The 23,708-nt window shown below is 71.2% G+C and carries 27 protein-coding genes; 21 read left to right on the forward strand and 6 right to left on the reverse strand.

Annotated features, from left to right (window positions below):
- Positions 1–36: 36 nt before the first annotated feature.
- The 3 genes from rpsG to ACZ60W_RS09080 all read right to left on the reverse strand — a co-directional run bounded on the left by rpsG (position 37) and on the right by ACZ60W_RS09080 (position 1,631).
- Positions 37–507, reverse strand: a complete 471-nt coding sequence (rpsG, locus tag ACZ60W_RS09070) for a 30S ribosomal protein S7 (protein WP_015035567.1) — start codon at positions 505–507, stop codon at positions 37–39.
- Between the two features lie 2 nt (positions 508–509).
- A complete protein-coding gene (gene rpsL / locus ACZ60W_RS09075; RefSeq protein WP_003948652.1) occupies positions 510–881 on the reverse strand; it encodes a 30S ribosomal protein S12 in 372 nt (123 codons plus the stop codon).
- Between the two features lie 300 nt (positions 882–1,181).
- Positions 1,182–1,631 (reverse strand): helix-turn-helix domain-containing protein, encoded by a 450-nt coding sequence (locus ACZ60W_RS09080; RefSeq protein WP_469754691.1) that lies wholly within the window; start codon positions 1,629–1,631, stop codon positions 1,182–1,184.
- 252 nt (positions 1,632–1,883) lie between these two features.
- Between ACZ60W_RS09080 and ACZ60W_RS09085 the strand changes: the two genes are divergently transcribed.
- Genes ACZ60W_RS09085 through ACZ60W_RS09095 form a run of 3 tightly spaced genes read left to right on the forward strand, consistent with a single transcriptional unit; the run spans position 1,884 to position 3,167 of the window.
- Positions 1,884–2,159, forward strand: a complete 276-nt coding sequence (locus ACZ60W_RS09085; protein ID WP_469754692.1) for a WhiB family transcriptional regulator — start codon at positions 1,884–1,886, stop codon at positions 2,157–2,159.
- Entirely contained in the window at positions 2,152–2,970 is an 819-nt protein-coding gene (locus ACZ60W_RS09090; RefSeq protein WP_469754693.1) for a hypothetical protein, read from the forward strand. Before ACZ60W_RS09085 ends, ACZ60W_RS09090 begins: the two co-directional genes overlap by 8 nt.
- Positions 2,964–3,167: a MerR family transcriptional regulator gene (locus ACZ60W_RS09095; protein WP_469754694.1), complete on the forward strand. Its 204-nt coding sequence runs from the start codon at positions 2,964–2,966 to the stop codon at positions 3,165–3,167. Before ACZ60W_RS09090 ends, ACZ60W_RS09095 begins: the two co-directional genes overlap by 7 nt.
- 91 nt (positions 3,168–3,258) lie before the next feature.
- On the opposite strand, the gene ACZ60W_RS09100 is transcribed toward ACZ60W_RS09095, so the two are convergent.
- Complete coding sequence (locus tag ACZ60W_RS09100) at positions 3,259–4,086, reverse strand: ATP-grasp domain-containing protein (RefSeq protein ID WP_469754695.1); 828 nt, start codon at positions 4,084–4,086, stop codon at positions 3,259–3,261.
- Between the two features lie 260 nt (positions 4,087–4,346).
- Between ACZ60W_RS09100 and ACZ60W_RS09105 the strand changes: the two genes are divergently transcribed.
- From ACZ60W_RS09105 to ACZ60W_RS09120, 4 genes are all read left to right on the forward strand, one after another.
- On the forward strand, positions 4,347–4,757 hold the full coding sequence (locus tag ACZ60W_RS09105; RefSeq protein ID WP_469754696.1) for a hypothetical protein: 411 nt from the start codon (positions 4,347–4,349) through the stop codon (positions 4,755–4,757).
- Positions 4,758–4,931: 174 nt separating this feature from the next.
- Positions 4,932–5,543, forward strand: coding sequence for a phage tail tube protein (locus ACZ60W_RS09110; RefSeq protein ID WP_231072459.1), 612 nt, complete (start codon positions 4,932–4,934; stop codon positions 5,541–5,543).
- An 86-nt stretch (positions 5,544–5,629) separates the two neighbouring features.
- Positions 5,630–5,920 (forward strand): hypothetical protein, encoded by a 291-nt coding sequence (locus tag ACZ60W_RS09115; RefSeq protein ID WP_469754697.1) that lies wholly within the window; start codon positions 5,630–5,632, stop codon positions 5,918–5,920.
- A 110-nt stretch (positions 5,921–6,030) separates the two neighbouring features.
- A complete protein-coding gene (locus tag ACZ60W_RS09120; protein WP_469754698.1) occupies positions 6,031–6,357 on the forward strand; it encodes a hypothetical protein in 327 nt (108 codons plus the stop codon).
- Positions 6,358–6,384: 27 nt separating this feature from the next.
- On the opposite strand, the gene ACZ60W_RS09125 is transcribed toward ACZ60W_RS09120, so the two are convergent.
- The gene (locus tag ACZ60W_RS09125) at positions 6,385–7,296 is read right to left on the reverse strand and encodes a hypothetical protein (protein ID WP_469754699.1); all 912 of its coding nucleotides are present in this window, start codon (positions 7,294–7,296) and stop codon (positions 6,385–6,387) included.
- Between the two features lie 303 nt (positions 7,297–7,599).
- Here ACZ60W_RS09125 and ACZ60W_RS09130 point away from each other — a divergent pair, with 303 nt between their 5' ends.
- From ACZ60W_RS09130 to ACZ60W_RS09195, 14 genes are all read left to right on the forward strand, one after another.
- Positions 7,600–7,812 (forward strand): hypothetical protein, encoded by a 213-nt coding sequence (locus ACZ60W_RS09130; protein ID WP_469754700.1) that lies wholly within the window; start codon positions 7,600–7,602, stop codon positions 7,810–7,812.
- A 92-nt stretch (positions 7,813–7,904) separates the two neighbouring features.
- The gene (locus ACZ60W_RS09135) at positions 7,905–8,882 is read left to right on the forward strand and encodes a hypothetical protein (protein ID WP_469754701.1); all 978 of its coding nucleotides are present in this window, start codon (positions 7,905–7,907) and stop codon (positions 8,880–8,882) included.
- Between the two features lie 27 nt (positions 8,883–8,909).
- A complete protein-coding gene (locus tag ACZ60W_RS09140; RefSeq protein ID WP_469754702.1) occupies positions 8,910–10,109 on the forward strand; it encodes a phage tail protein in 1,200 nt (399 codons plus the stop codon).
- Positions 10,106–11,350, forward strand: a complete 1,245-nt coding sequence (locus ACZ60W_RS09145; RefSeq protein ID WP_469754703.1) for a tape-measure protein — start codon at positions 10,106–10,108, stop codon at positions 11,348–11,350. Before ACZ60W_RS09140 ends, ACZ60W_RS09145 begins: the two co-directional genes overlap by 4 nt.
- 40 nt (positions 11,351–11,390) lie before the next feature.
- A complete protein-coding gene (locus ACZ60W_RS09150; protein ID WP_469754704.1) occupies positions 11,391–12,323 on the forward strand; it encodes a phage distal tail protein in 933 nt (310 codons plus the stop codon).
- 54 nt (positions 12,324–12,377) lie between these two features.
- The gene (locus ACZ60W_RS09155; protein ID WP_469754705.1) at positions 12,378–13,571 is read left to right on the forward strand and encodes a hypothetical protein; all 1,194 of its coding nucleotides are present in this window, start codon (positions 12,378–12,380) and stop codon (positions 13,569–13,571) included.
- Between the two features lie 36 nt (positions 13,572–13,607).
- Positions 13,608–14,816 (forward strand): hypothetical protein, encoded by a 1,209-nt coding sequence (locus ACZ60W_RS09160; protein ID WP_469754706.1) that lies wholly within the window; start codon positions 13,608–13,610, stop codon positions 14,814–14,816.
- 48 nt (positions 14,817–14,864) lie between these two features.
- The gene (locus ACZ60W_RS09165) at positions 14,865–16,004 is read left to right on the forward strand and encodes a hypothetical protein (protein WP_469754707.1); all 1,140 of its coding nucleotides are present in this window, start codon (positions 14,865–14,867) and stop codon (positions 16,002–16,004) included.
- 10 nt (positions 16,005–16,014) lie between these two features.
- A complete protein-coding gene (locus ACZ60W_RS09170) occupies positions 16,015–17,154 on the forward strand; it encodes a hypothetical protein (protein WP_469754708.1) in 1,140 nt (379 codons plus the stop codon).
- Positions 17,154–17,723: a hypothetical protein gene (locus ACZ60W_RS09175; RefSeq protein ID WP_469754709.1), complete on the forward strand. Its 570-nt coding sequence runs from the start codon at positions 17,154–17,156 to the stop codon at positions 17,721–17,723. The genes ACZ60W_RS09170 and ACZ60W_RS09175 overlap by 1 nt, the downstream gene beginning before the upstream one ends.
- Positions 17,724–17,757: 34 nt before the next feature.
- Complete coding sequence (locus ACZ60W_RS09180) at positions 17,758–18,135, forward strand: ATP-binding protein (RefSeq protein ID WP_469754710.1); 378 nt, start codon at positions 17,758–17,760, stop codon at positions 18,133–18,135.
- A 107-nt stretch (positions 18,136–18,242) separates the two neighbouring features.
- Entirely contained in the window at positions 18,243–19,154 is a 912-nt protein-coding gene (locus ACZ60W_RS09185) for a peptidoglycan-binding protein (protein ID WP_469754711.1), read from the forward strand.
- Positions 19,155–19,187: 33 nt separating this feature from the next.
- The gene (locus ACZ60W_RS09190) at positions 19,188–19,424 is read left to right on the forward strand and encodes a hypothetical protein (RefSeq protein WP_469754712.1); all 237 of its coding nucleotides are present in this window, start codon (positions 19,188–19,190) and stop codon (positions 19,422–19,424) included.
- Positions 19,411–19,674: a hypothetical protein gene (locus ACZ60W_RS09195; RefSeq protein WP_469754713.1), complete on the forward strand. Its 264-nt coding sequence runs from the start codon at positions 19,411–19,413 to the stop codon at positions 19,672–19,674. The genes ACZ60W_RS09190 and ACZ60W_RS09195 overlap by 14 nt, the downstream gene beginning before the upstream one ends.
- Positions 19,675–19,738: 64 nt before the next feature.
- On the opposite strand, the gene ACZ60W_RS09200 is transcribed toward ACZ60W_RS09195, so the two are convergent.
- Positions 19,739–23,653, reverse strand: a complete 3,915-nt coding sequence (locus tag ACZ60W_RS09200; protein ID WP_469754714.1) for a DNA-directed RNA polymerase subunit beta' — start codon at positions 23,651–23,653, stop codon at positions 19,739–19,741.
- Positions 23,654–23,708: the final 55 nt, after the last annotated feature.

Genomic DNA, 23,708 nt, shown 5'->3' on the forward strand with positions numbered 1-23,708 from the left:
GGCTCAGTCTTCTCTCGGTCTCGATGTGGGTTGCGACTACCAGCGGTAGTGCGCGAAGGCCTTGTTGGACTCGGCCATCTTGTGCGTGTCCTCACGCTTCTTGACCGCAGCTCCGAGGCCGTTCGAGGCGTCGAGGAGCTCGTTCATGAGGCGCTCGGTCATGGTCTTCTCGCGACGGGCGCGGGAGTAACCGACGAGCCAGCGGAGGGCCAGCGTGGACGCGCGGCCCGGCTTGACCTCGATCGGCACCTGGTAGGTGGCGCCACCGACACGGCGGGACTTGACCTCGAGGGCCGGCTTGACGTTCTCGAGAGCGCGCTTCAGCGTGATGACCGGGTCCTGGCCGGTCTTCTCGCGAAGACCCTCCATGGCGCCGTACACGATGCGCTCGGCGGTGGAACGCTTGCCGTCAAGCAGGATCTTGTTGATCAGCGAGGTGACAAGAGGAGAGCTGTAGACCGGGTCGATGATGACCGGGCGCTTCGGGGCGGGGCCCTTACGAGGCATTCTTACTTCTCCTTCTTGGCGCCGTAGCGGCTGCGAGCCTGCTTACGGTTCTTGACGCCCTGCGTGTCGAGGGAACCGCGGATGATCTTGTAACGAACACCCGGCAGGTCCTTCACACGGCCACCGCGCACGAGCACGATGGAGTGCTCCTGCAGGTTGTGACCCTCACCCGGGATGTAGGCCGTGACCTCGATGCCGGAGGTCAGACGCACACGCGCGACCTTACGGAGCGCCGAGTTCGGCTTCTTCGGGGTGGTCGTGAACACACGCGTGCAGACGCCGCGACGCTGAGGGGAACCCTCGAGTGCGGGCGTCTTGTTCTTCTCGACCTTGTCCTGCCGGCCCTTACGGACCAGCTGCTGGATCGTAGGCACTACTTCTCCGGTTTCTGTGTGCCGTCGGTAAAACTAACCTGGAACATTCACCGACCCACGCGGTCGGGTGTGTCGGATCTCGCGGCCCTCCCGCACGAGGCGGAGATGGCGCGGATCACGGTGGCCGATATATGACTCACGGTGCGGTTGAGGACACGCACGCGAGCCCAGGCACACCCCAGGCACAAGGCATGAGCGTACCTACCGCACGGACTCCGGTCAAAACAAATGCCCGCGCGCACGGACGACCGGCGGCCCGGGGAGGGGCCGCCGGTCGCGCCCGGTGGCGGTCCGTCGCGGTCAGTCGCGGGCGGTGCGCCTGGGCTCGACGGCCGCGGGGCCGTCGGCGGTCTCCGCGTCGGGCTCCAGGAACTGGTTGACGACCTTGACGAAGACGCCGAGGCGCTCGTCGGGGACGCCGAGCCAGCGGGCGAAGTCCTCCATCGTCGGCTGCCAGTCGTCGGGCGGCAGCAGGTCCGCGGCCAGGGGGAGTTCCTCGGGGCTCACCCGGCCGGACCGGATGAGCATGTCGCGGACGGAGACGCCGAGCAGGGGGGCGATCCTGCGCATGGTCTCCAGGTCGGGCATGCTCTGCCGCTGCAGCAGGCGCGTGACGGCGGCGCGGTGGACGCCGGCCTCGTCGGCGATGCGGGACTTCCCGCCGCCGCGGGGGCTGTCGATGTCGTATCCGCGGGCCCGCATCAGGCCCTCGACCCATCCTGCGAACTCGTCGAGCCCTTGAGTGCTCATGTGTGTACCGCTCCTCGCTCCCCCACCCTCCGGATCCCATACCTTAGCGTGCTTGCGCGCACGGAATTACGTGCTTTCGGGCACGCAATCGTGTCGAATCGGTGAAGGGTCCGCGCCATGGTGCCGGATTTTTGTTGCGCGCTCGCACGCAACGTGTAACTCTGGCTCGCCGCCGCACTCGTCGGCCCCCCGAGCCCCAGGAGCCCCACCGGCCCCATGGAGCCGGACGGGCCCGGACCGTGGAGAACTCCCTTGTTCCAACCCGACCCGTCCCCCTGGCAGGCCTCCGCCGCGTGCGCCGGCCTCTCCCCGTCCGTCGTCTTCGCCCGCCGCGCCAAGGAGGCGGCCCCGGCCCTGCGGGCCTGCGCCGGCTGCCCCGTCCGCCGCGAGTGCGAGTCGGCGGTGGCCCCGGCCGAGAGCTACTTCGACGGCGTCTGCGCCGGCCGCCTCTGGCGCAACGGCCGCCCGGCGGACGACGCGCGCGTGGCGAAGGCGCTCGCGCCGGCGGGGAGCGTCCGCCGTGGCTGACCGCACCGGTGACCCCGGCAGCGCCGCACGTCCGCCCCGCACCCCCGCCGGCCCTCCGCCCGACGCCCGCCCCGCGCCGGCCGCCGCCGGCCGGACCGTCGAGCTCGTGCTGCGCGACATCACGCTCTGGACCGCCTCCCTCGTCCGCCAGTTCCCGGAACTGGCCGAGGAGTTGGCGCCGGGCCGGCGCTCCCCCGCCGGGACCGCGCCCACCGCCCCGCACCCGGGCCGCGACGCGCTGATCCGCCAGGAGCGGCGCGAGGCCCTGCTCCTCGAACAGCGCCACGGCCTGTCGGTCCCCGGCCACGCCGCCGCGCCCGTCCGGCTGCACGTCTCCGACGCCATCCGGGACATCACCGACGGCGTGGTGGAGCTGGAGGAGGCGGTCTGCGCCCGGCTCGCGCTGCCGCGCCCGCGCCGGGCCGGGGTGATCGAGCGGCTGCGCCGGATCGTCGGGGCGCTCGACGCCGTCGCCGCCCACCCCGACCTCGCCCGGCACGTCCGGGACGAGATCCGGCGGATGGCCCGCCGGTGCGCCCGGACGCTGGGCGACGCCGAGACGGTCGTACGGGTGGCGGGGCGCTGCCCCTGGTGCGACTCGGTGTCGCTGCGGGCGTTCCCGGACCGCCGCGCGGTGCTGTGCGTCAACCCCGCGTGCGTCTGCACGGACGCCGCCTGCGGCTGCCAGGACGACCCCGCCTACCGGCACCTGTGGCCCGAGGAGCGGTGGCAGGAGCTGTCGGACGCCTCGGGGGCCCGTACCGAGGAGATCACGGCGGCGATGGACGACACGAAGGAGACCTCATGCTGAGCTCGCCCGCACTGCCCGCGCTGATCCCGGGGCCGCTCGCCGCCGAGGAGGCGGGGGTCGCGCCCGCGACGATCCGCAAGTGGGTCCAGCTGGGCCACCTGCGGGCGGCGGGCCGGGCGGGGCGGGCGCAGCTCTTCCGCCTGGAGGACGTGTTCGCGGCGGAGCGGCTGGCCCGCCGCCGCCCCCGTACCGTCTGATCCCCCGCGCGGCCGGCCCCGCGCCGCCTCGCCCCGTACCCCGGCCCCCGCCCCGAGCGCCCCGCGTCCCCTCCGGACGCGGGGCGCTTCGTCATGCCGCCAGGAAGGCGCGCAGGGAGCCGACGAGCGCGTCGGCGAAGCGCTCGCGCACCGGCTCGGGGACGCGGTCGAGGGAGAGGTAGGGGTTGAGGTCCTCCAGTTCGACGAGGAGCAGTTCCCCGTCGGGCGCGCGGCAGGCGTCGACGCGCTGGATGCCGTGGTCGAGGGTGTTCCAGTCGATGAAGCGGCGGGCGAACGCGAGGTCCCCGGCGTCCGGTTCGTACGGTTCGAGGACCCAGCGGCGCTCGGGGTCGGGGGCGTACAGCGCGTACTGGAAGAGGTCGTCGACGAAGTAGAAGGAGACCTCGTACCGGAAGTCGACGCGCGGCTGGACGAGGAGGTCGCCGTAGGCGAGGCCGGCGAGCTCCCCGTACGGGACGAAGCGCAGTCCTATGGAGTCGGCGCCGGACTTGGGCTTGACCGCGTACCGCTCCGCCTCGGGCAGCCGGTGGAGGTCCTCGGGCCGGTCGACGGTGGGGATGACGGGGTGGCCGGCGGCCGTCAGGTCGAGGAGGTACTGCTTGCCGGCCATGTCGCCGCGGCCGTGCAGCGGGTTGTAGACGCGGGTGCCGAGGGCGGCGGCCCGCTCGCGGAAGGCGTCGTACGCCGCGCGGTAGCCGAGGACGGGGCCGCTGTTGCGGACGACGACGGCGTCGAAGTCCGCCATGAGCGCGGCCGCGTCGAGCGGGTGGCAGAGGGCGAGGTCGAAGTCGGCGCGCAGCCGGGCGGTGAGGTGGATGTCCTCGTCGCAGTAGCGCCGCCCCCGGGCCGGGTAGGCGAGGTCGGTCACGTAGAGCAGGTGGGGGCGGTCGGCGGACACGGGCGGCTCCCTGGGTGGTTCGGTGGCGGCCAACCTATCCGGGGGTGTCCGCGGGGCCGTGGAGCAGGGACCGGCGGAACTAGTTGCGTGCGCGCACGCTCTCTGTCACAGTTGGTGCAGCGGCGGAGCTGCGCCCGCAGGACGGGCGGCGGTCTCCGCCGTACGCCGTCCGGGCGCGCTGCCGCGCCCCGCCCCCTCCCGCCGGAGCGCCCCGGACGGCCCCCGTCCCGCACCCGTCCCCTCTCCCGAGGAGAACCGTCATGACCACTCCCCCGAGTGCTTTCCCGGACGTCGAGAAGCTGGTCGTCGACGTCCTCAAGGCCGACCCCGCCCTCGCCGGCGTCACCGTCGCCGCAAGCGCGCCGGCCGGCTTCGACGGCACTCAGAGCGCCGTCCTGGTCAACCGCCGCGGCGGCGCCTGGATCGGCGACCTGCACGTCGACATGCCGCTCATCGAGTTCGAGGTGTACGGGCCGACCAAGACCGCCGCCCACGTGCTCGCCAACGCGGCGCGGCGGGCGCTGCTCGCCACCCTCGGCAAGCAGATCGGCACCGGCAACGTCGTCCACGACGTCGAGGAGCAGGACGGGCCGCGCTGGATGCCCGACTACCTCTACCGGGGCGCCAACCGCTACCTCTGCGTCCTCCGCCTCTCCCTCGGCGTCTTCTGAGCCGCCCCGGGCGCCCCTCCCGGCCGCCCGGCCCACCGAGCGCCCCGAGCCCGCGCGGCTCCCCGACGGGCGCTCGCCCCCAGACCAGGCCCCGCCGTCCGGCGGGGCCTTTGCCGTACCCGGGCCCGACGTCCGGGGCGGTCACCCCATCCCAACCCAAGGAGAAACCCCACCATGGCTGGAAACAACTCCGCCGAGATCCGCGTCGCCGGCACCGGCAAGCTCTACGTGGCCGACGCCGGCACGTCCGCCCCGGCCACCTTCGGCACGGACTCCGCCGCCGACTGGTCCGGCGCGGGCTGGAAGGACCTCGGCTTCACCTCCGGCGACGGCGTCACCTTCTCGAAGAAGGACAAGCTGGAGGCCATCGACTCGTGGCAGTCGGTCTCCCCGGTCCACTACATCTACTCGAGCCGTGACCTCTCGCTGAAGTTCTCGCTGCTCCAGTTCAACGAGGACACCCTGCCCTTCTTCATGGGCGGCGACGCCGTCAAGGCGGAGCCGACGCCGGCCGTCGACACCTACCGGTACGAGATCGCCGAGCGTCCGTTCGCCGACGTGCGCGCCCTCGGCCTGGAGTTCACCGACGTCAAGGCCGGTGGCACGACCGCGGTGAAGTACCGCTTCATCATCCCGCGCGGCCAGGTCACCGCGACCGACGACATCAAGCTGGCCCGCAAGGCGGCGTCCCAGCTGGGCGTCACCTTCAGCGCCATGTCGAAGGGCGACGGCAAGCCGCTGGCGACCTTCCTCATGAAGGACAGCCAGTACGGCGCGGCGGTCTGACCCCTTCTCCACCCGGGGCGGGACGGCGCCGTGCCGTCCCGCCCTGCCCCTCTCCTCACTCACGCGAACAAGGAGTACGCATCACCATGGCCCGTTTCGACGTCAACGCCGCCCGCGCCCAGCGACAGGAGGCCCACGGCCGCGCCTGGTCCTTCGAGCTGGACGGCGAGAGCTACACCCTTCCCACCGAACTGAGCCGTGCCACCGCGAAGGCGCTGCGCAAGCTCGACGACAACGACGTGGACGGCCTGCTCGCACTCCTGATGGGTGAGGCGCAGTTCGCCCGCTTCGAGCAGCACGACATCACCATGCAGGACATCGCCGCCATCCTGGAGGCCTACGGCAAGGAGACCGGGCTCGGCCTGGGGGAAGACTGAGCCTCGCCGAGTTCGTCGACGAACACGCCGAGGCCCTTGAGGCGGACCTGCTCCGCTACTACGCCGTCGACCTGCTCGACTGGCACCGCGGCGAGCTCTCCAGCCGCCGCGTGTTCCTGCTGATCAAGCACCTGCCGCGGGACAGCGCCGTCCAGCGCGAGCTCCACGGCGAGGCCGCCGAGTGGTCGGTCACCGACCATCTGCTGGCGGCGGCGGTCGACCATCTGGCCATCTCCAACTGGATGTTCGCCTGCGTCAACACCGGCGAGGACTCCGATCCGCCGGAGGCCCCCACGCCCGTCCCCCGTCCCGGTGTCCCCACCGGCGACGAGGACGGCACGGGGGCACCGGCGGACCCGGCCGGCGGCGGGGAGGGCGCGCCCGCCGAGGAGAGCGCCCTGCCGTCGCACCACGCCATCGCCCGGTTCTTCGGGTGATCCCGCGGCCCCCGGAGCCCCGTCCCGTCAGGGAGTGGGCTCCGGGGGCGCTTCTTCCCGTCCCCGTTCCGCGCCCATGTCCTTCTCCAGGGCCCTGGCGCGGTCGGAGAGGCGGCGCCCCCTGCTCGCGCGCGCGTCCGGTTCGGCGGCCTCGGCCTCGCGCCGGTCGGCGGGCGGGCCGACGGGCACCCCGGCCAGCGGCGGCACGATCGGCCGGCCGCCCTTGCCGCGCATGACCTTCCGCACCGGGCGGCCGTTGCGGCGGGCCCGGCTCTCCTGGGCGGTCACCAGGACGTCCGGCTCGCCCTCGGGCTCGTACGCGCCGCGGTGCTCGGGCTCGACCTCGCCCCCGGCCGGCTCCGCCTCGGCGGCCGGCGTCCCGTCGACCGGTTCGTCCTGGCCGGGCCGGCGCCCCTGCTGTCCCTGCCCCGGCCGCAGGCCCGACTCGGACCGCTGCCCCGGCACCGGGCGCCGTTCCGCCTCGGTCCGCTGACCGGGGTCGGCCCGCTGCTCGAACTGTTCGCGTTCCCTGCGGACGCGCTCCTCGGCCTCGACGACGGCGGCGGGCGGCTCCAGCAGCCGGGCGAAGGGCAGCGCGATGACCCGGGCGCCCTCCTGGCCGGCGCCCGTACGCCGCTGCGGGCGGCGGATTCCACGCGCATCACCCTGGCCCTGCGCATAGGCGTCGGCGACGCGCCTCTCGTACTCCCGCCGGATGCGCGGCAGTTCGTCGGACACGGCCTCCGCCCAGCCGGCCGTGAACGCGGCCGTCTCCCGGCGGTCGACCTCGGTTCTGGGGATCACGACGAGGTCCTCGGGGGCGTACCCGGACACATGGACGAGTTCCGAGAGGTACGCGAAGAGGTGGGGCAGATCGGGGTGGGCGGCCAGCCAGTCGACGACCCGCTCCCGGTGACTGGCACCCGGCTCCGTATCCATGGTCAGTACTGCCTTCCAGCCCCCTGGGGTCCCCGCGCGCCCCTCGCGCCCCTCGCCCCCAGGAGTGGTCCGGTCCGGGGAACGCGTTCCCCAGGTTACCCGGTCGAACACATGAGCCGTTCAGCCGCCAACACGTTCGGAAAACGCGCAAGAAGACACACCGTCAGGCGTTTCCCGCTCGACAAACCTCGAACAGATGTTCCACACTCTGTTCGCACAGTAGTTCGAACACGTGGTGCCCCCGCTCCTCACTCCGCGGCGCCGCCACACACGCACGGGCAAGCAACCGGAAGGCAGGCGTCCATGACCCAGCAGGCCGAGGCATCGCGACCGCAGATCCCTCTCCAGGACCGCCTCCGCCAGCTCCTCGACGGACCCGTCGCCCTCGACAAGAGAGCCCTGCTCGGCACCCTGTGCGCCGAGGTCTCCCGCTACGAGACCCTCGCGTACACGGCGGGCTGGAACGACGCCCTCGCGACGATGCGCCGCGGACCCCGCCGGGACGACGACGCCTAGCCGCGCCGGCTGCACCCGCACGAACGAGCCCCTGCCCCCACCGGCAGGGGCTTTTCGGCGCTTGGCCCGCACGGGCCGGAAGCGGAGCAATCATGGCAGAAGTAACGAACGAGGAACTCTCGATCCAGATCGCCGGTCTCAGGCACCACCTGCGGACGCCCGACGGCGGCTGGCTGCCCACGACCAACTGGCTGAAGGACCAGCTCGGGCCCCTCACGGAGCTCAAGAAGAAGATCGACGACATGCACCAGGAGCTCACCAAGGCGAAGAAGACCGAGCTCCTGGAAGGCATGGGCCTGGACGGTTTCGCCGCGGCCCTCGAGAAGTACTACGAGAAGAGCGAGTACTGGGGCTACTACCTCGGCGCGGCCATCGCGGGCTTCCTGGTCCCGGTGGTCGGCCTCATGATGCTGACCAACTTCACCAACTTCCAGCGGGCCCTCCAGGGCCTGTTCTTCAACGCCATCGGCAGGATCCCGGGGGTGAACACCCGGGGCAGCATCATCGCCATCAACGACGCGAACAGCCGCCCCGCCCTGCAGAACGCCCAGCGGGTCCGGGCGCGCGAGGAGGCCGCGGCCGGCGGGTTCGCCGCCATCCCCAGGGACGCGAACTACGGCCCCCTGCGCTACCAGCTCCAGCTGCTCGTCCCGCAGCTGGAGAAGTTCAACGAGCACGCCCCCGGCTTCGTCTCCAACTTCCGCAAGATGCCGAGCGCCGCCAAGCTCACCAAGACCGCCGAGGGCGTCGACAAGATCGGCACGTCCGTCACCAACGCTCCTGACGCCTCGGTCCTCACGCAGGTCGCCAAGAGCCTCGGCAAGATCACCGGCGCCGTGAAGCACGCCGACCCCGGCCACATCTCCAAGGTCGCCAAGGCCGTCGGGAAGCTCAAGATCGCCGTGGACGGCCTGAACCCGAACGACATCCCCAAGGCCGCTCCCCTCCAGGGCGCGGCCGACGCGGCGCACAACCTCGCCACCAACACCGGGACGCTCGCGGGGAAGCTGCGGGAGTTCGCGCGGACCGTCAGCTCCCTGAACGACGAGCTCGGCGGCGCGTCCGCCTGACCCCCACCCCCCGAAAGGAGGTGACCCATGTCTCTCGTCAGAAACCTGAAGAACGCGTCCGACTCCCTGCGCAACCTCAAGACGCAGGCGTCCGGCGCCGGAACCTCGGTCAAGAAGGTCGGTGACGCCGGAAAGACGGCGTCGGGCCAGCTGCAGTCCCTCAAGACCAACGCCCAGGGCTCCAACACCCAGCTCAAGAACCTCAAGACGGCTTCCGACCAGGCCGAGAAGGCCATGTCGAAGGCCGGCAGGACGGCGGAGTCCGCCGGAACCAAGATGGGCAAGTACGAGTCCGGCGCGGGCAAGGCCGCCAAGGGCCAGGACAAGCTCAACAAGTCGATGAAGGGCAACTTCCTCGCCCGGCTCATCGACCTGTTCATGCCGCTGATCGAGAAGATCGTCGACATGGCGCTGCAGTCGAAGACGATGCAGAAGATCCTCAAGAAGGCCTTCGACGCCGTCAAGACGGTCATCAGCTCGGTCATGAAGGCCGTCGGCCCGATCATGAAGAAGGCGGGCGACCTGATCAAGACGGTCTGGAACGGCATCAAGAAGGCCGTCTCCACCGTGGTCAAGGCCGTCGCCACCGTCATCAAGACCTACGTCACCATCTGGAAGACGGTCATCACGACCGTCATGAAGGCGATCAAGACGGTCATCGGCACCGTCTGGAACGGCATCAAGGCCGTCATCACCCCGGTCGTGAACTGGATCAAGAGCGCGATCCCGAACGCCTTCTCCGCCGTCAAGGACAAGATGTCCTCCATCTGGAACGGCCTGCGGGACATCGCGTCCCGGGCGTTCGAGGGGATCAAGAGCGGCGTGTCCGGTCCGATCAACGCCGTCATCGGCCTGATCAACCGGATGATCCGGGCCGTCAACGGGGTCAAGGTCAGCGTCCCCGGCTGGGTGCCCGTCGTCGGCGGCAAGACCTTCGGCGTCAACATCCCGACCATCCCGATGCTCGCCACCGGTGGTGTCGTCATGCCGCGCGCCGGCGGTGTCCCGGCGATCCTCGCCGAGGCCGGCGAGGCCGAGGCCGTCCTCCCGCTGTCCAAGCTGGACCGGCTGCTCGCCCTCACCGCCCGCCGGGCCCGTCTGGCCCAGGGCCACCGGGGCGGCGCCCACGGTGCCGGTCTGCACATCGAGAACTACCACGCCGCCCGCAACAGCGACCCGCAGTCCACGGCGGACGCCCTGATGTACCTGGCGAAGGCGCGCGGATGAGTGCCGCCGTCGCCATGCCGAGGTTCCGCGCGGTCACTCCGGCGATGGCTTCCCTGCGCCAGGGCGCCGGGCAGGCGGGCGACTCGTTCAAGCGGCTGCGGCAGGACGTCCAGCGGGCGGCCGGCGGCATCGGCGGCCTCACCACCGCGCTGCGCACCGCAGGCACCTCCGTGCGCACCCTGGGCACCACCGCCTCGGGGGCGGCGACCTCGGTCCGGCGACTCAAGCAGTCCAAGGCGGCCACCGGCGTCAGGAAGATCGGCGCCGCCGCCGGCAAGGCCAGGACCGTCGCCGGGAAGCTCGGGCCCACCGTCGGCGGCGTCCTCGCGATCCTCGCGCCGCTGCTGCCCGTCGCCGACGTGATCACCCGGCTGATGGACACCTACGGCACGGTGATGACGGTCGCGTCGGTCGCCATGACGGGCATCAACCTCGCCATGCGGGCCAATCCGATCGGCTTCCTCGTCGGCATCCTCGTGCCGGTGGCCGCCTGGCTCATCGAGTACGCGATGCAGACGGAGACCGGCCAGAAGATCATGAAGCAGGTGTTCCAGGCGGCACTGAAGGGCTTCCAGTCGGTCTGGACGTTCCTCCAGCCGGTGATCAGGCTCATCGGGCAGGCCGTCGGGACGTACGCCAAGGCGTACCTGGCGCTGTTCACGGGCGCGCTGAAGATCATCGGCAGCGGGATCGGGGGAATCTCCCGGGTCCGCACCACGGTCGCCTCCGCGTCCCAGGCCCTGCGCGGCATCGCCTCGCGCACGATCGGCGGGATCAAGAGCGCCGTCAAGCCGGTGCTGTCCTTCATCACCGACAAGATCCCGGGCTTCTTCCGGCACGCGAAGGACGCCGTCGCCAGGGCGCTGCGCGGCATGGGCGATCTGGTCAAGGGCGCCCTCAGCGCGGTCCTCGGCGTCGTCAAGGGTCCGATCAACGGGCTGATCGCCTTCGCCAACTGGATCATCGACGGACTCGACAAGCTCAGCTTCAACCTCCTCGGCAAGAAGTTCGGCGTCGATCTCGACAAGATCCCGATGCTCGCCGAGGGCGGTGTCGTCTTCCCCGGCGCGCCCGACGCGCCGCGCATCGACCCGCTCTCCGACCTGGAGCACCGGCGCGTCCCCGCGCTGACCGAACCGCCCCGCAGGCCGTACCGCGTACGGGACTTCCACGAGGCCCCGGGCGCCGGCCCCCGGTCGACCGCCGAGGACCTGCTCTTCCTCGCGGCCGCCCACGCGTGACCCCCGCCGACCTCCCACCAGAAGTGAGGTGACGGCCCTCATGGCCGAGACCACCACCACCTACGCCGGAAGCGACCTCACCGCCGACCTCGCGCCCGGCTCGCTGATCACCCAGGACGGGCAGATCCAGTGGGCCGGGCTCCTCATCGGCCCCGGCACCCCGTTCAACGTCGACAGGTCCGGCCTCCAGGGTTGGGAGGACCTGCCCGAGTACGACTCCTCCGACGCCGACCGGCCGACCTCGCACGGCGCCTGGCCCGGTTCCCGGTACGCCAAGCCCCGCAAGATCGCCGGCACGATCGTGCTCATGCCGGAGTACAACGGCGCGGCGGAGGCCATCCGCGCCCTGCGGCAGTCCCTCGCCCTGCTCGACGAGGAGCGCTGGCTCACCGTCCGGCTGCACGGGGAGATGCTCGCCGTGCGCGCCCGGATCGCCCAGCGCGTGGTCCCCGCGGACCAGGGCTTCGCCACCCAGGGCAGTTCGAGGATGTCGATCCAGTGGCTGGCCGCCGACCCGCGGCGCTACGCCGTCAACGAGCAGACCGCGAGCACCACGGCCCCGCAGCCCGAGACCGGTCTGACCTGGCCGCCGGAGGGCCTGCAGTGGCCGCTGTCCTGGGGCCAGGCGACCTCGACCGGCGACGCAGTCGTCGAGAACACCGGCTCCGCCGCCGCCCATCCCCTGATCGCCTTCCGCGGCCCGTGCTCCATGCCGACCGTCACCGAGCGGATCAGCAGGCGCCGGCTGCGGTACGCCATCGACCTCGCCGCCGGCGACGAACTCGTCGTCGACACCGCCAACGGCACGGTGATGCTCAACGGCACCGCGTCCCGCCGGCACACCGCCATGGCGGACTCCAGCCCGGAGGAGCTGTTCGTGCTCGAACCGGGCCGCACGGAACTGGCGTTCCGGCCCGACGAGGCGACGCCGGAGGCCGTGATGACGGTCCGCTGGCGCAGCGCCGAGTGGTGACCGGACCCCGTTCCTCGCCCGCCTCCCCCCGTTCCTCACGAAAGAGGTGAACCCATGACCGTACGGGCCGCCTGGCTCCAGCCCACGGGGCAGACCCGGGAAGACACCCGGATCGCCCTGTCGGCGCTCCTCACCCCGAACGGACAGAGCGCGGCGGAGACTCCGCTGCGCTCGCGCCCCGGCATCGTGCCGGGCGGCCTGCTGCTGACCGGCGCGGGACCGATGCAGTGCTCGATCGGCACCGGCCGGGCCGTCGTCCAGGGCGGCGACACCGCCCAGGGCGCGTACATGATCGCGGTGACCGCCCCCGAGACGCTCACCCTCGCCGACGGCGATCCGCAGAACGGCCGGATCGACCTGATCGAACTCGCCGTCCTCGACGACGCCTACGACAGGAGCGGCTCCACCGCGGCGGTGATCCGGCTCGTCAAGGGCACGCCCGCCGCGCTCCCGGTCGCCCCCAACTCGGGCCCCGGCAGCGCCTTCCCGCTCTACACGGTCTCGGTGCCGGCCGGCACCTCGGCCGGCACCGGCGGCGTCCAGTGGAACACCCCGGGCGTCGTCGTCACCCAGCACTACCCGATGACGGCGCTCGGCGGGATCATGCCGACCAGCGGCTTCAAGGGCGCCTACGCCGGCCAGTACCGGGACGTCGCGGGCCTGCTCCAGCGCTGGGACGGCACGACCTGGATCTCGTACCCGAAGCACATCGGCGGCATCGCCCCGCACGGCACCATGACCAACGGCGGATACGCGGGGCAGTACCGCGACAACGCCGGGATCCTGCAGCGCTGGGACGGCTCGGCCTGGCAGTACGCCGAGGGCAAGGCGACGATCCTCTTCAGCGCCTCCCAGACCGCGATGCAGAGCGTGCCGACCGGCACGTGGACGCCGATCACCCTGCAGGGCGTCGACATCGACGACTTCACCGGCTGGAACGGCACCGACAGCTTCGTCGTGCCGCGCACCGGCTGGTGGCGGGTGTCCGGGCACGTCGCCTGGAACGGCGACTCCACGGCCGGGGTGCGCGGCGCCCGCGTCACCGTCGGCGGGGTCGGCGTCCCCCGGATGACCTGGCTCGCCCCGGCGGCGACCGGCGCGGTCACCGTCGGCGGCCAGGGCCTGGTCAAGCTCACCGCCGGGAACGTCCTGCAGCTCGCCGGCTACCACAACCACACGGCGGCGGTCCGCACCCTCGGCGGCTCCGGCTACTACTGCAACCTCTCCGCCCAGTGGATCCGGTCCTGACCCCGCCCTTCCCGTAACCCCGATTGGAGCACCGCCATGAACCTGCGCAGCAGCTGGGTCCTCGAGACCGGCCAGACCCGTGAGGACACCCGCCTCACGCAGATGGGCGCCACCAACGCGCTCAACCCCGTCCAGGTGCGGTCCGGCATCCTGCCGGGCTCGTACGACGGCAAGTACCGGCTGTCCGGCTTCTGGATGACGAACTCGGCGGCCATGTCCGCGGTCGTCTCCGAGGGCCGGGCGGTCATCCAGGGCGACATCTCCCAGGGCGCCTACCCGGTGACGCTGCCGACCTCCGAGGTCGTCACCTTCGCCCCCGGCAACGCGCAGTTCGACCGGGTCGACCTCGTCGTCCTGCGGATCTACGACAAGCTGTACGAGGGCACCCGCAACGAGGCCGTCGTCGAGGTCATCCAGGGCGTCCCCGAGGCCAACCCGAAGGCGCAGCAGGTGCCGCCGCGCAGCCTCCCGCTGTACGAGGTGCGGGTGCCGATCGGCGCGAGCGCGGGCAACGGCGGCATCCCGTGGGCCTCGGCCCTGAAGGACCTGCGCTCCACCGTCGTCTCCGCGGGCGGCATCCTGCCGGTCGAGGGGACGGTCCAGCCGGGCGCGTACCCGGGCCAGTACCAGGACACCCCGAACAGCCAGTTCCAGCGCTGGGACGGCGGCAAGTGGGTGTCCTACCCGGAGGCCGTCGGCGGCATCATCCCGGCGTCCGCCTCCACCACCCAGGGCAGCTACACCGGCCAGTACCGGGACACCACCGGGGTGCTCCAGCGCTGGAACGGCACGGCGTGGGCGCCGGCGTTCCCGGGGCCGTACTTCGCCGACCAGCAGGACGCGGGCTACACCCTGTCGACGACGTACGTGAACACCCTGCTCGACCGGTCCACGAACCCGTTCACGCTGACCTTCACGGCCCCGCCGTCCAAGAGCGTGCTGATCACCTTCGGCTCGCGGGTGGAGACCATCCTGGAGTCCGGCACCAACGCCGCAGCGGGCGCCTGGATGTGCCTGAGGATCACCCAGGGCACCACGGTCGTCCGTGACCTGGACGACGAGCTGGCGGTGAAGGGCGGCCGCTCGTCGGCCCCGGCGGACGGCGTCTCCGCCTCGACGGTGCAGCGCCTGGCCGGCCTCACGCCGGGCGCCTCGTACACGCTCACCGCCTTCTACCGCACGACGCACACCAACATCCGGGCGTGGTTCGACAACAGCTTCATGCAGGTCACCCCGCAGTACTGAGCCGCACGGCCGCCGCCCCGCCCTCGTCCCGCCCGACAGGAGAACCGCATGCCCGTACGATCCGGCTGGCTGACGCCCACCGGCCAGACCCGACAGAACACCCGCCTCACCCAGATCGGCGCCACCACCCCCGCGAACCCGCTGGCCTCGCGCTCCGGCATCCTGCCGGGCACCTACGACGGCAAGTTCCGGGTCGGCGGCCTGTGGATGGCCTCCACCGGCCCGATGACGGCCACCGTCTACCACGGCCGGGCGGTCGTCCAGGGCAGCAACGCCGACGGCGCCTACCCCGTCACCCTCGACCAGGACATGGCCGTCACCTTCGCCGACGGGGACCCGCTCAACCCGCGGATCGACCTGGTCGTGCTCCGCGTGTACGACCACGACGCCGACACCCAGGGCCGGTACGAGGCCGTCCTGGAGATCGTCAAGGGCGAGGCGAAGGCCGCCCCGGTGGCCCCCGCCGCCCCGGCCCGCTCGCTGGTCCTGTTCAGCGTGAAGGTCAAGGCGGGGGCCTCGGCGGGCAACGGCGGCATCGACTGGGCCGGCGGCGCCTCCACCGACCTGCGCACCACGCTGGTCTCGGCGGGCGGCATCCTGCCGGTCTACAACAACGCCGGCGTCCCCGGCTCCTACCCCGGCCAGTACCAGGACAACGACAACGCCCACTTCCTCCAGCGCTGGGACGGCACGGCCTGGGTCGCCTACCCCAAGGAGATCGGCGGCATCGCGCCGAGCGGCACCCTCACCACGGGCAGCTACCCCGGCCAGTACCGCGACTCCGGCGGCCAGCTCCAGCGCTGGAACAACAACGCCTGGACCGCCTACCAGCCGCCCGTCGAGGTGGAGACGAGCGGCACGGGGGCGACCCCGGCCGCCGGCTGGACCCTGGTCGGGTTCGCGGGCCGCCGGACCCGCGGCGTGGCCACCGTCTCCGTGACGGTGGTCCGCAGCGGCGGGGACCTCACCGCCACCTCCGCCGGCAACCTCAGCCCCGACGAGCTGGTCTGCACCCTGCCGGCCGGCTGGCGCCCCTCGTTCGCGTACGAGGCGTCCGGCACCGACTTCTACGGCCAGGGGGCCTTCACCTTCTCGACCGACGGCAACGTCCACGTGCGCACCTGGTCCGCGAACGGCGTCATGACCGCCGGCCGGAACATCCGCATCACCGCCACCTACGTCCTGTGAGGGGACCTCGATGACGATCGACACGCCCTACCGGGCGATCTTCTGCGACCTGCTCACCGACCAGACGCTCGACATCCTCCCCCTGCGGGACGTCTCCTTCGACGACTACATCGGCAAGGCCGGCTCGCTCTCCGGCACCATCCCCATCCCGGACGAGGCCATCGCCGAGCGGGTCAAGAAGGTCCGGGAGGGCCGCACCGCGGTCTACCTGGAGCGCGGCGGCGACCTGTGGTGGGGCGGCATCGTCTGGACCACCACCCTGCAGTCCAGCGGCCGCGGGGTGCTGACCCTCGGCATCCAGGCCGCCACCTTCGACTCGTACGCGGGCCGCCGGCGCATCCGCACCGACATCACGTACGACACCCCGACCCAGCAGCTGACGATCGCGCGCAGGCTGTGGGCGGAGCTCGACGTCCAGACCTACCCCGGCGACCCGGACGCGGAGAACCCCAAGCGCCTCGGGATCACCTTCGGCGACGAGGTGCCGCGCAAGCCCGAGGTGAAGCGCACCGTCTCGTGGCGCAAGGGCGACGAGACCGTCTACCTGGACGCGCTCAACCAGATCGCCGAGATGCAGGACGGCTTCGAGCACCAGATCCTGGTCTACCGCGATCCCGTCTCCGGACAGCGCATCCGCCAGCTCCGGCTCGGCGAGCCGAAGATCGTCAACGGCTCCACCGACCTGCTCTTCGACCGCCCGGGCGTCATCCTGTCGTACTCCTTCCCGTACGACGCGACGCGCGGCGCCACCACCGCCGTCGCCCGCGGCGCCTCCGCGAACGGCAACGCCGCCCAGGAGTCCCGGCCCCTGTACGGCAAGGAGCAGTACCGCGGCGAGCTGCTCGCCGACGGCTGGCCCCTGATCGACCTGTCCTCCGACCACAACGAGGTCACGGACGAGATCGCCCTGGAGGCCCTGGCCGCCGCCGAGCTGCAGCAGGTCATGGGCGCCGTGGTGATCCCCGCGATCACCATCCACCTCGGCGGGATCGTGCCGCCCGCCCTCATCGGCCGCATGGCCCGCATCCGCATCCACGACGAGTGGTTCTCCCAGGGCCTCGACGCCCGGTACCGCATCATCGGCGTCAAGGTCACCCCGCCGGAACGCGGCCGCTCCGACACCGCCGAGCTCTACCTCGAGGAGTCCTGATGCCCCAGCTGCCCGAGGACATCATCGACCGGCTCAACCAGATGGAACGCCGGCTCAAGGACCTGTCCACCGCCGTCAACACCCGCCCCGCCGTCAACGAGTTCCGCCCCCCGCAGACCGGCAGCGTCACCATCACCCGGCCGCTGTTCCGGATCTTCGACGGCTACAACCACGAGATCTTCGCCGACGACATCATGACCGGCGGTCTCGCCCGGCCCTGGCTGCCGCTCACCCCGCCGCTGCCCAGCGACACGAGCAAGTGGCCGTCCACCACCGCCGGCTCCTTCACCACCATCGCCCGCTGCTCCAACCCCATCTGGCAGCCGAAGATGCGGCTCGCCGTCAACACGGCGGCGTCGACCGGCGGCGCCGGCCAGATCCGGGTCCTCGTCGACAGCGTCCCCTTCGGCCCCGTGGTCACCGCCGGCACCGTCTACGACCACCTCGGCCTGCTGCCCGGCGACATGAAGACCCGCTTCGGCCAGACGATGTACATCGAGATCCAGGCACTGGCCACCGCCGGCACGGTCTACGCCCAGCCCGTCCTCATCCACGGCGCCCAGACCTGACCCACCCGCCGCAGAGCGACCACGAGGAGCACCCATGAACATCGACCCCACCCAGCCCTGGGGCGTGACCATCGACTACGCGGGCCGCGCCGTCGTCACCGAGGACGGCCACGCCCTGACCGTGCGCGTGTACGACACCACCATGGGCTACACCCTGCAGCGCGACCCGGTCACCGGGCAGTACCCCTCGGTGTACGTCACCGCCGAGCTCACCGAGAAGGGCACCGGCGACGCGACCCTGCGCGGTTCCGGCCTGGTCGTCGTGGAGGCCCGGGACGGCGTCCCGACCGTCCCCGACCAGACGGCCGTGCAGCGCGCGGTCACGGCCGCGCTCGCCGACTTCGAGGCCCACCGGGCCGCCTGCGCCGCGCTCTGCGCGACCTGGGCCCCGCCGGCCCCGCCCGCCCCGTAGGCCCTCCGGCCGACCGGGCCGCCCCGCGCCCCACCCCGTACACCCGCCCGACCGGCTCCCCGGTGCGGGCCTTTTTCATGTCCGCACACCTGTCCGGAGGACACCAGATGGCCACTCCCCTCACCGCGGAACGGCTCGTCGCCGCGCTCCGCGCCGAAGGCGTCACCGTCGTCGAACACCCCGGCTGGCGCACCCACAGCCGCAACCACGTCGGCGCCTGGGGCCCGGTCACCGGCGTGATGATCCACCACACCGTCTCCAGCGGCACCGCCTCCTCCGTCGAGCTCTGCTTCGACGGGTACGAGGGCCTTCCGGGGCCGCTCTGCCACGGTGTCATCGCCAAGGACGGCAGCGTCCACCTCGTCGCCAACGGACGCGCCAACCACGCCGGCGGGGGCGACCCGTCGGTCCTCAAGGCCGTGATGGGCGAGACGTACGGGGACCGGCCGCCGGCCCCCCGCGTCCACCAGGGCAGCCCCGGCGCCGTCGACGGCAACTCCCGCTTCTACGGCTTCGAGTGCGTCAACCTCGGCAACGGCACCGACCCCTGGCCGGCCGCCCAGCTCGACGCCATCGAACGGGTGTCGGCCGCCCTGTGCCGGGCCCACGGCTGGGGCGCCCGCTCCGTCATCGGCCACCTGGAGTGGTCCGACTGGAAGAACGACCCCCGCGGCTTCGGCATGCCGGCCCTGCGCGACCGGGTCCGGGCCCGGCTGAACAAGGCGCCCGCGAAGAACGTCCCCGCCCCGGGCAAGCCGGCCACGCCCCGCCTCCAGCCGTTCCCGGGCGCCTCGTTCTTCCGCAGGGAGACGAGCTCCCCGGTCATCACGGCCATGGGCCGCCGCCTCGTCGCCGAGGGCTGCTCCGCCTACACCGTCGGACCGAGTCCCCGCTGGGGCGAGGCGGACCGGCTGAGCTACGCGAAGTGGCAGCACAAGCTCGGCTTCCGCGGCGCGGACGCCGACGGCGTCCCCGGCGCCGCCTCGTGGAACGCCCTGAAGGTCCCGTACTCGGCCTAGACGCCCCTGACCCCCCACAGCAAGGAGACCCCGATGTCCGATGCCGCCAAGCGCACGGCCCGCACCGTCCTCCAGTCCGCCGTCGGCATCGCCGTCGTGCTCCCCGCGATCGTCGACGCCTCCGGCGTCCCCGCGACCCTCCCCTGGGTCGCCGGGGCGCTGGCCGTCGCCGGCGGGCTGGCCCGTGTGATGGCCCTCGAACCGGTGCAGAACCTGCTGCCGTCCTGGCTGCGCAGCACCGCCCCGGGCGGTGCCGATGACCGAGCCTGAACCGAACGACCCGGTCGCCGTCGCCGTCGAGCTGGAACGGCTGCGCGGCACCCTGGAGGCCGGCTTCGCCCGCGTCGACGGCTCGCTCGCGCTGCTCGTCCAGCGCAGCGACCAGACCGACCGGCAGCTCGCCGACCACGAGGCCCGTCTCGACGAGCTGGAACGCTCCCGCTGGCCGCTGACCAGCATCGCCGCGCTCACCGCGAGCGCCGGCGTCCTCGTCGCGGTCTGGGAGCTGGCCGGGCGCTGACCGGGACCCGGACACGCCGAAGGGCGGCCACCCCGTCCGGGGTGACCGCCCTTCGCACGACCGCTTACTGGTTGTACGGACCGTAGTCGTAGTCCTCCAGCGGAACGGCCTGGCCGGAGCCGGAGCCGAACGGCGAGTAGTCGATGTCGTCGTAGCCGACGGCCGAGTACATCGCGGCCTTGGCCTCCTCGGTCGGCTCGACCCGGATGTTGCGGTAGCGGGACAGACCCGTACCGGCCGGGATGAGCTTACCGATGATGACGTTCTCCTTGAGGCCGATGAGGCTGTCGGACTTGGCGTTGATCGCCGCATCCGTCAGGACTCGGGTCGTCTCCTGGAAGGACGCCGCCGACAGCCACGACTCGGTGGCGAGCGAGGCCTTGGTGATACCCATCAGCTGCGGACGGCCGGAGGCGGGGTGACCGCCCTCGGTGACCACACGACGGTTCTCGGTCTCGAACTTCGACCGCTCGACCAGCTCGCCCGGCAGGAGCTCCGCGTCGCCGGACTCGATGATCGTCACGCGGCGGAGCATCTGCCGGATGATGATCTCGATGTGCTTGTCGTGGATCGACACGCCCTGCGAGTTGTAGACCTTCTGGACTTCGCCGACCAGGTGGACCTGGACGGCGCGCTGACCGAGGATCCGGAGCACGTCGTGCGGGTTGGTGGCACCCACGGTGAGCTTCTGGCCCACCTCGACGTGGTCGCCCTCGCCCACGAGCAGACGGGCACGCTTCGAGATCGGGAACGCCGTCTCGTCGGTGCCGTCGTCCGGGGTGACGACGATCTTCTTGGTCTTCTCGGTCTCCTCGATGCGGACGCGACCGGCCGCCTCGGAGATCGGGGCGACACCCTTGGGCTGACGCGCCTCGAAGAGCTCGACGACACGCGGCAGACCCTGCGTGATGTCGTCACCGGCCACACCACCGGTGTGGAAGGTACGCATCGTCAGCTGGGTACCGGGCTCACCGATGGACTGGGCGGCGATGATGCCGACCGCCTCACCGATGTCGACCAGCTTGCCGGTGGCGAGCGAACGGCCGTAGCAGAAGGCACAGGTGCCGACCGCGGACTCACAGGTCAGGACCGAACGGGTCTTGACCTCCTCGACGCCCGCGTTGACCAGGGCGTCGATGAGCACGTCACCCAGGTCGACGTTGGCCGGCGCGATGACCTTGCCGTCGACGACGACGTCCTCGGCGAGCATCCGCGCGTACACGGAGGTCTCGACGTCGTCCGTCTTGCGCAGGACACCGGTCTCGTCCTTCGCCGCGATCCGCAGCTTCAGACCGCGCTCGGTGCCGCAGTCCTCCTCGCGGATGATGACGTCCTGCGAGACGTCCACCAGACGACGGGTCAGGTAACCCGAGTCGGCGGTACGCAGGGCGGTGTCGGCGAGACCCTTACGGGCACCGTGCGTGGAGATGAAGTACTCGAGGACGGTGAGGCCCTCGCGGAACGACGCCTTGATGGGACGCGGGATCGTCTCGTTCTTGGCGTTGGACACCAGACCACGCATACCCGCGATCTGACGCATCTGCATCATGTTTCCTCGGGCACCCGAGTCGACCATCATGAAGATGGGGTTCGTCCGCGGGAAGTTCGCGTTCATCGCCTCGGCGACCTCGTTGGTCGCCTTGGTCCAGATCGCGATGAGCTCCTGCGTGCGCTCTTCCTTGGTGATGAGACCGCGCTCGTACTGCTTCTGGACCTTCTCGTCCTGCGCCTCGTAACCCTTGACGATCTCCTTCTTCGCCTCGGGAACGACGACGTCGGAGATGGCCACGGTGACGCCGGAACGGGTCGCCCAGTAGAAGCCGGCCGCCTTCAGGTTGTCGAGCGTCGCCGCCACGATGACCTTGGGGTAGCGCTCGGCGAGGTCGTTGACGATCTCGGAGAGCTGCTTCTTGCCGACGGAGTAGTCGACGAACGGGTAGTCCTCGGGCAGCAGCTCGTTGAAGAGCGCACGGCCCAGGGTCGTCCGCAGACGGAACGAGTCACCCTGCTGCCACTCGCCTGCTCCGACGTGGTCGTCCCCCTCCTCGGCGACCGGGGGGACCCAGCCACGGGGAGCGACGGTGCCGACGGGGAAGCGGATCTCGATCTCCGACTGGAGCGCGAGCTCGCCGGCGTCGAACGCCATGATCGCCTCGGCCGTGGAGCCGAACGCGCGGCCCTCGCCCTTGGTGTCACGGAGCTCACCGTCGGTGGTCAGGAAGAACAGACCGAGGACCATGTCCTGGGTCGGCATCGTGACCGGACGGCCGTCGGCCGGCTTCAGGATGTTGTTCGAGGACAGCATCAGGATGCGGGCCTCGGCCTGCGCCTCCGCGGAGAGCGGCAGGTGGACGGCCATCTGGTCACCGTCGAAGTCCGCGTTGAACGCGGTGCAGACGAGCGGGTGGATCTGGATGGCCTTGCCCTCGACGAGCTGCGGCTCGAAGGCCTGGATGCCGAGGCGGTGCAGCGTGGGCGCACGGTTCAGCAGGACCGGGTGCTCGGCGATGACCTCTTCGAGGACGTCGTACACGACCGTGCGGCCGCGCTCGACCATCCGCTTGGCGCTCTTGATGTTCTGCGCGTGGTTCAGGTCGACCAGGCGCTTCATCACGAACGGCTTGAAGAGCTCCAGCGCCATGGCCTTCGGCAGACCGCACTGGTGCAGCTTCAGCTGCGGACCGACGACGATGACGGAACGCGCGGAGTAGTCCACACGCTTGCCGAGCAGGTTCTGACGGAAACGACCCTGCTTGCCCTTCAGCATGTCGCTGAGGGACTTCAGCGGACGGTTGCCGGGGCCCGTGACCGGGCGACCGCGACGGCCGTTGTCGAAGAGGGCGTCGACCGCCTCCTGGAGCATCCGCTTCTCGTTGTTCACGATGATCTCGGGGGCACCGAGGTCGAGCAGACGCTTCAGACGGTTGTTGCGGTTGATCACGCGGCGGTACAGGTCGTTCAGGTCGGAGGTCGCGAAGCGGCCACCGTCCAGCTGCACCATCGGACGCAGGTCCGGCGGGATGACCGGGACGCAGTCGAGAACCATGCCCTTGGGGCTGTTCGCGGTCTGCAGGAACGCGGAGACGACCTTGAGGCGCTTGAGCGCGCGGGTCTTCTTCTGGCCCTTGCCGGTACGGATGATCTCGCGGAGGCGCTCGGCCTCCTCCTCCAGGTCGAAGGACTCCAGGCGCTTCTGCAGCGCCGCGGCACCCATCGAGCCGTCGAAGTACGTGCCGAAGCGGTCACGCAGCTCGCGGTAGAGGAGCTCGTCGCCCTCCAGGTCCTGGACCTTGAGGTTCTTGAAGCGGGACCAGACCTCGTCCAGACGGTCGATCTCGCGCTGCGCGCGGTCGCGCAGCTGCTTCATCTCACGCTCGGCACCCTCGCGCACCTTGCGGCGCACGTCGGCCTTGGCGCCCTCGGCCTCGAGCTCGCCGAGGTCGTTCTCGAGCTTCTTGGCGCGGGCCTCCAGGTCGGAGTCGCGACGGTTCTCGATCTGCTGGCGCTCGACGGAGACGTGCGCCTCCAGCGAGGGCAGGTCACGCGTGCGACGCTCGTCGTCGACGTACGTGATCATGTACGCCGCGAAGTAGATGACCTTCTCCAGGTCCTTCGGGGCGAGGTCCAGCAGGTAGCCCAGGCGCGACGGGACGCCCTTGAAGTACCAGATGTGGGTGACGGGGGCGGCGAGCTCGATGTGGCCCATCCGCTCACGGCGCACCTTCGCGCGGGTGACCTCGACGCCACACCGCTCACAGATGATGCCCTTGAAGCGGACGCGCTTGTACTTGCCGCAGTAGCACTCCCAGTCCCGGGTCGGACCGAAGATCTTCTCGCAGAAGAGTCCGTCCTTCTCGGGCTTGAGCGTGCGGTAGTTGATGGTCTCCGGCTTCTTGACCTCGCCGTGGCTCCACTGACGGATGTCGTCAGCGGTAGCCAGACCGATCCGGAGCTCGTCGAAGAAGTTGACGTCGAGCACTATGCGTCAATCCCTCTCAGGGTTGTAAGTCTTGGGGTCTGGAACGGGGGTCCTG

This window comes from Streptomyces sp. NPDC104202 (assembly GCF_055584185.1).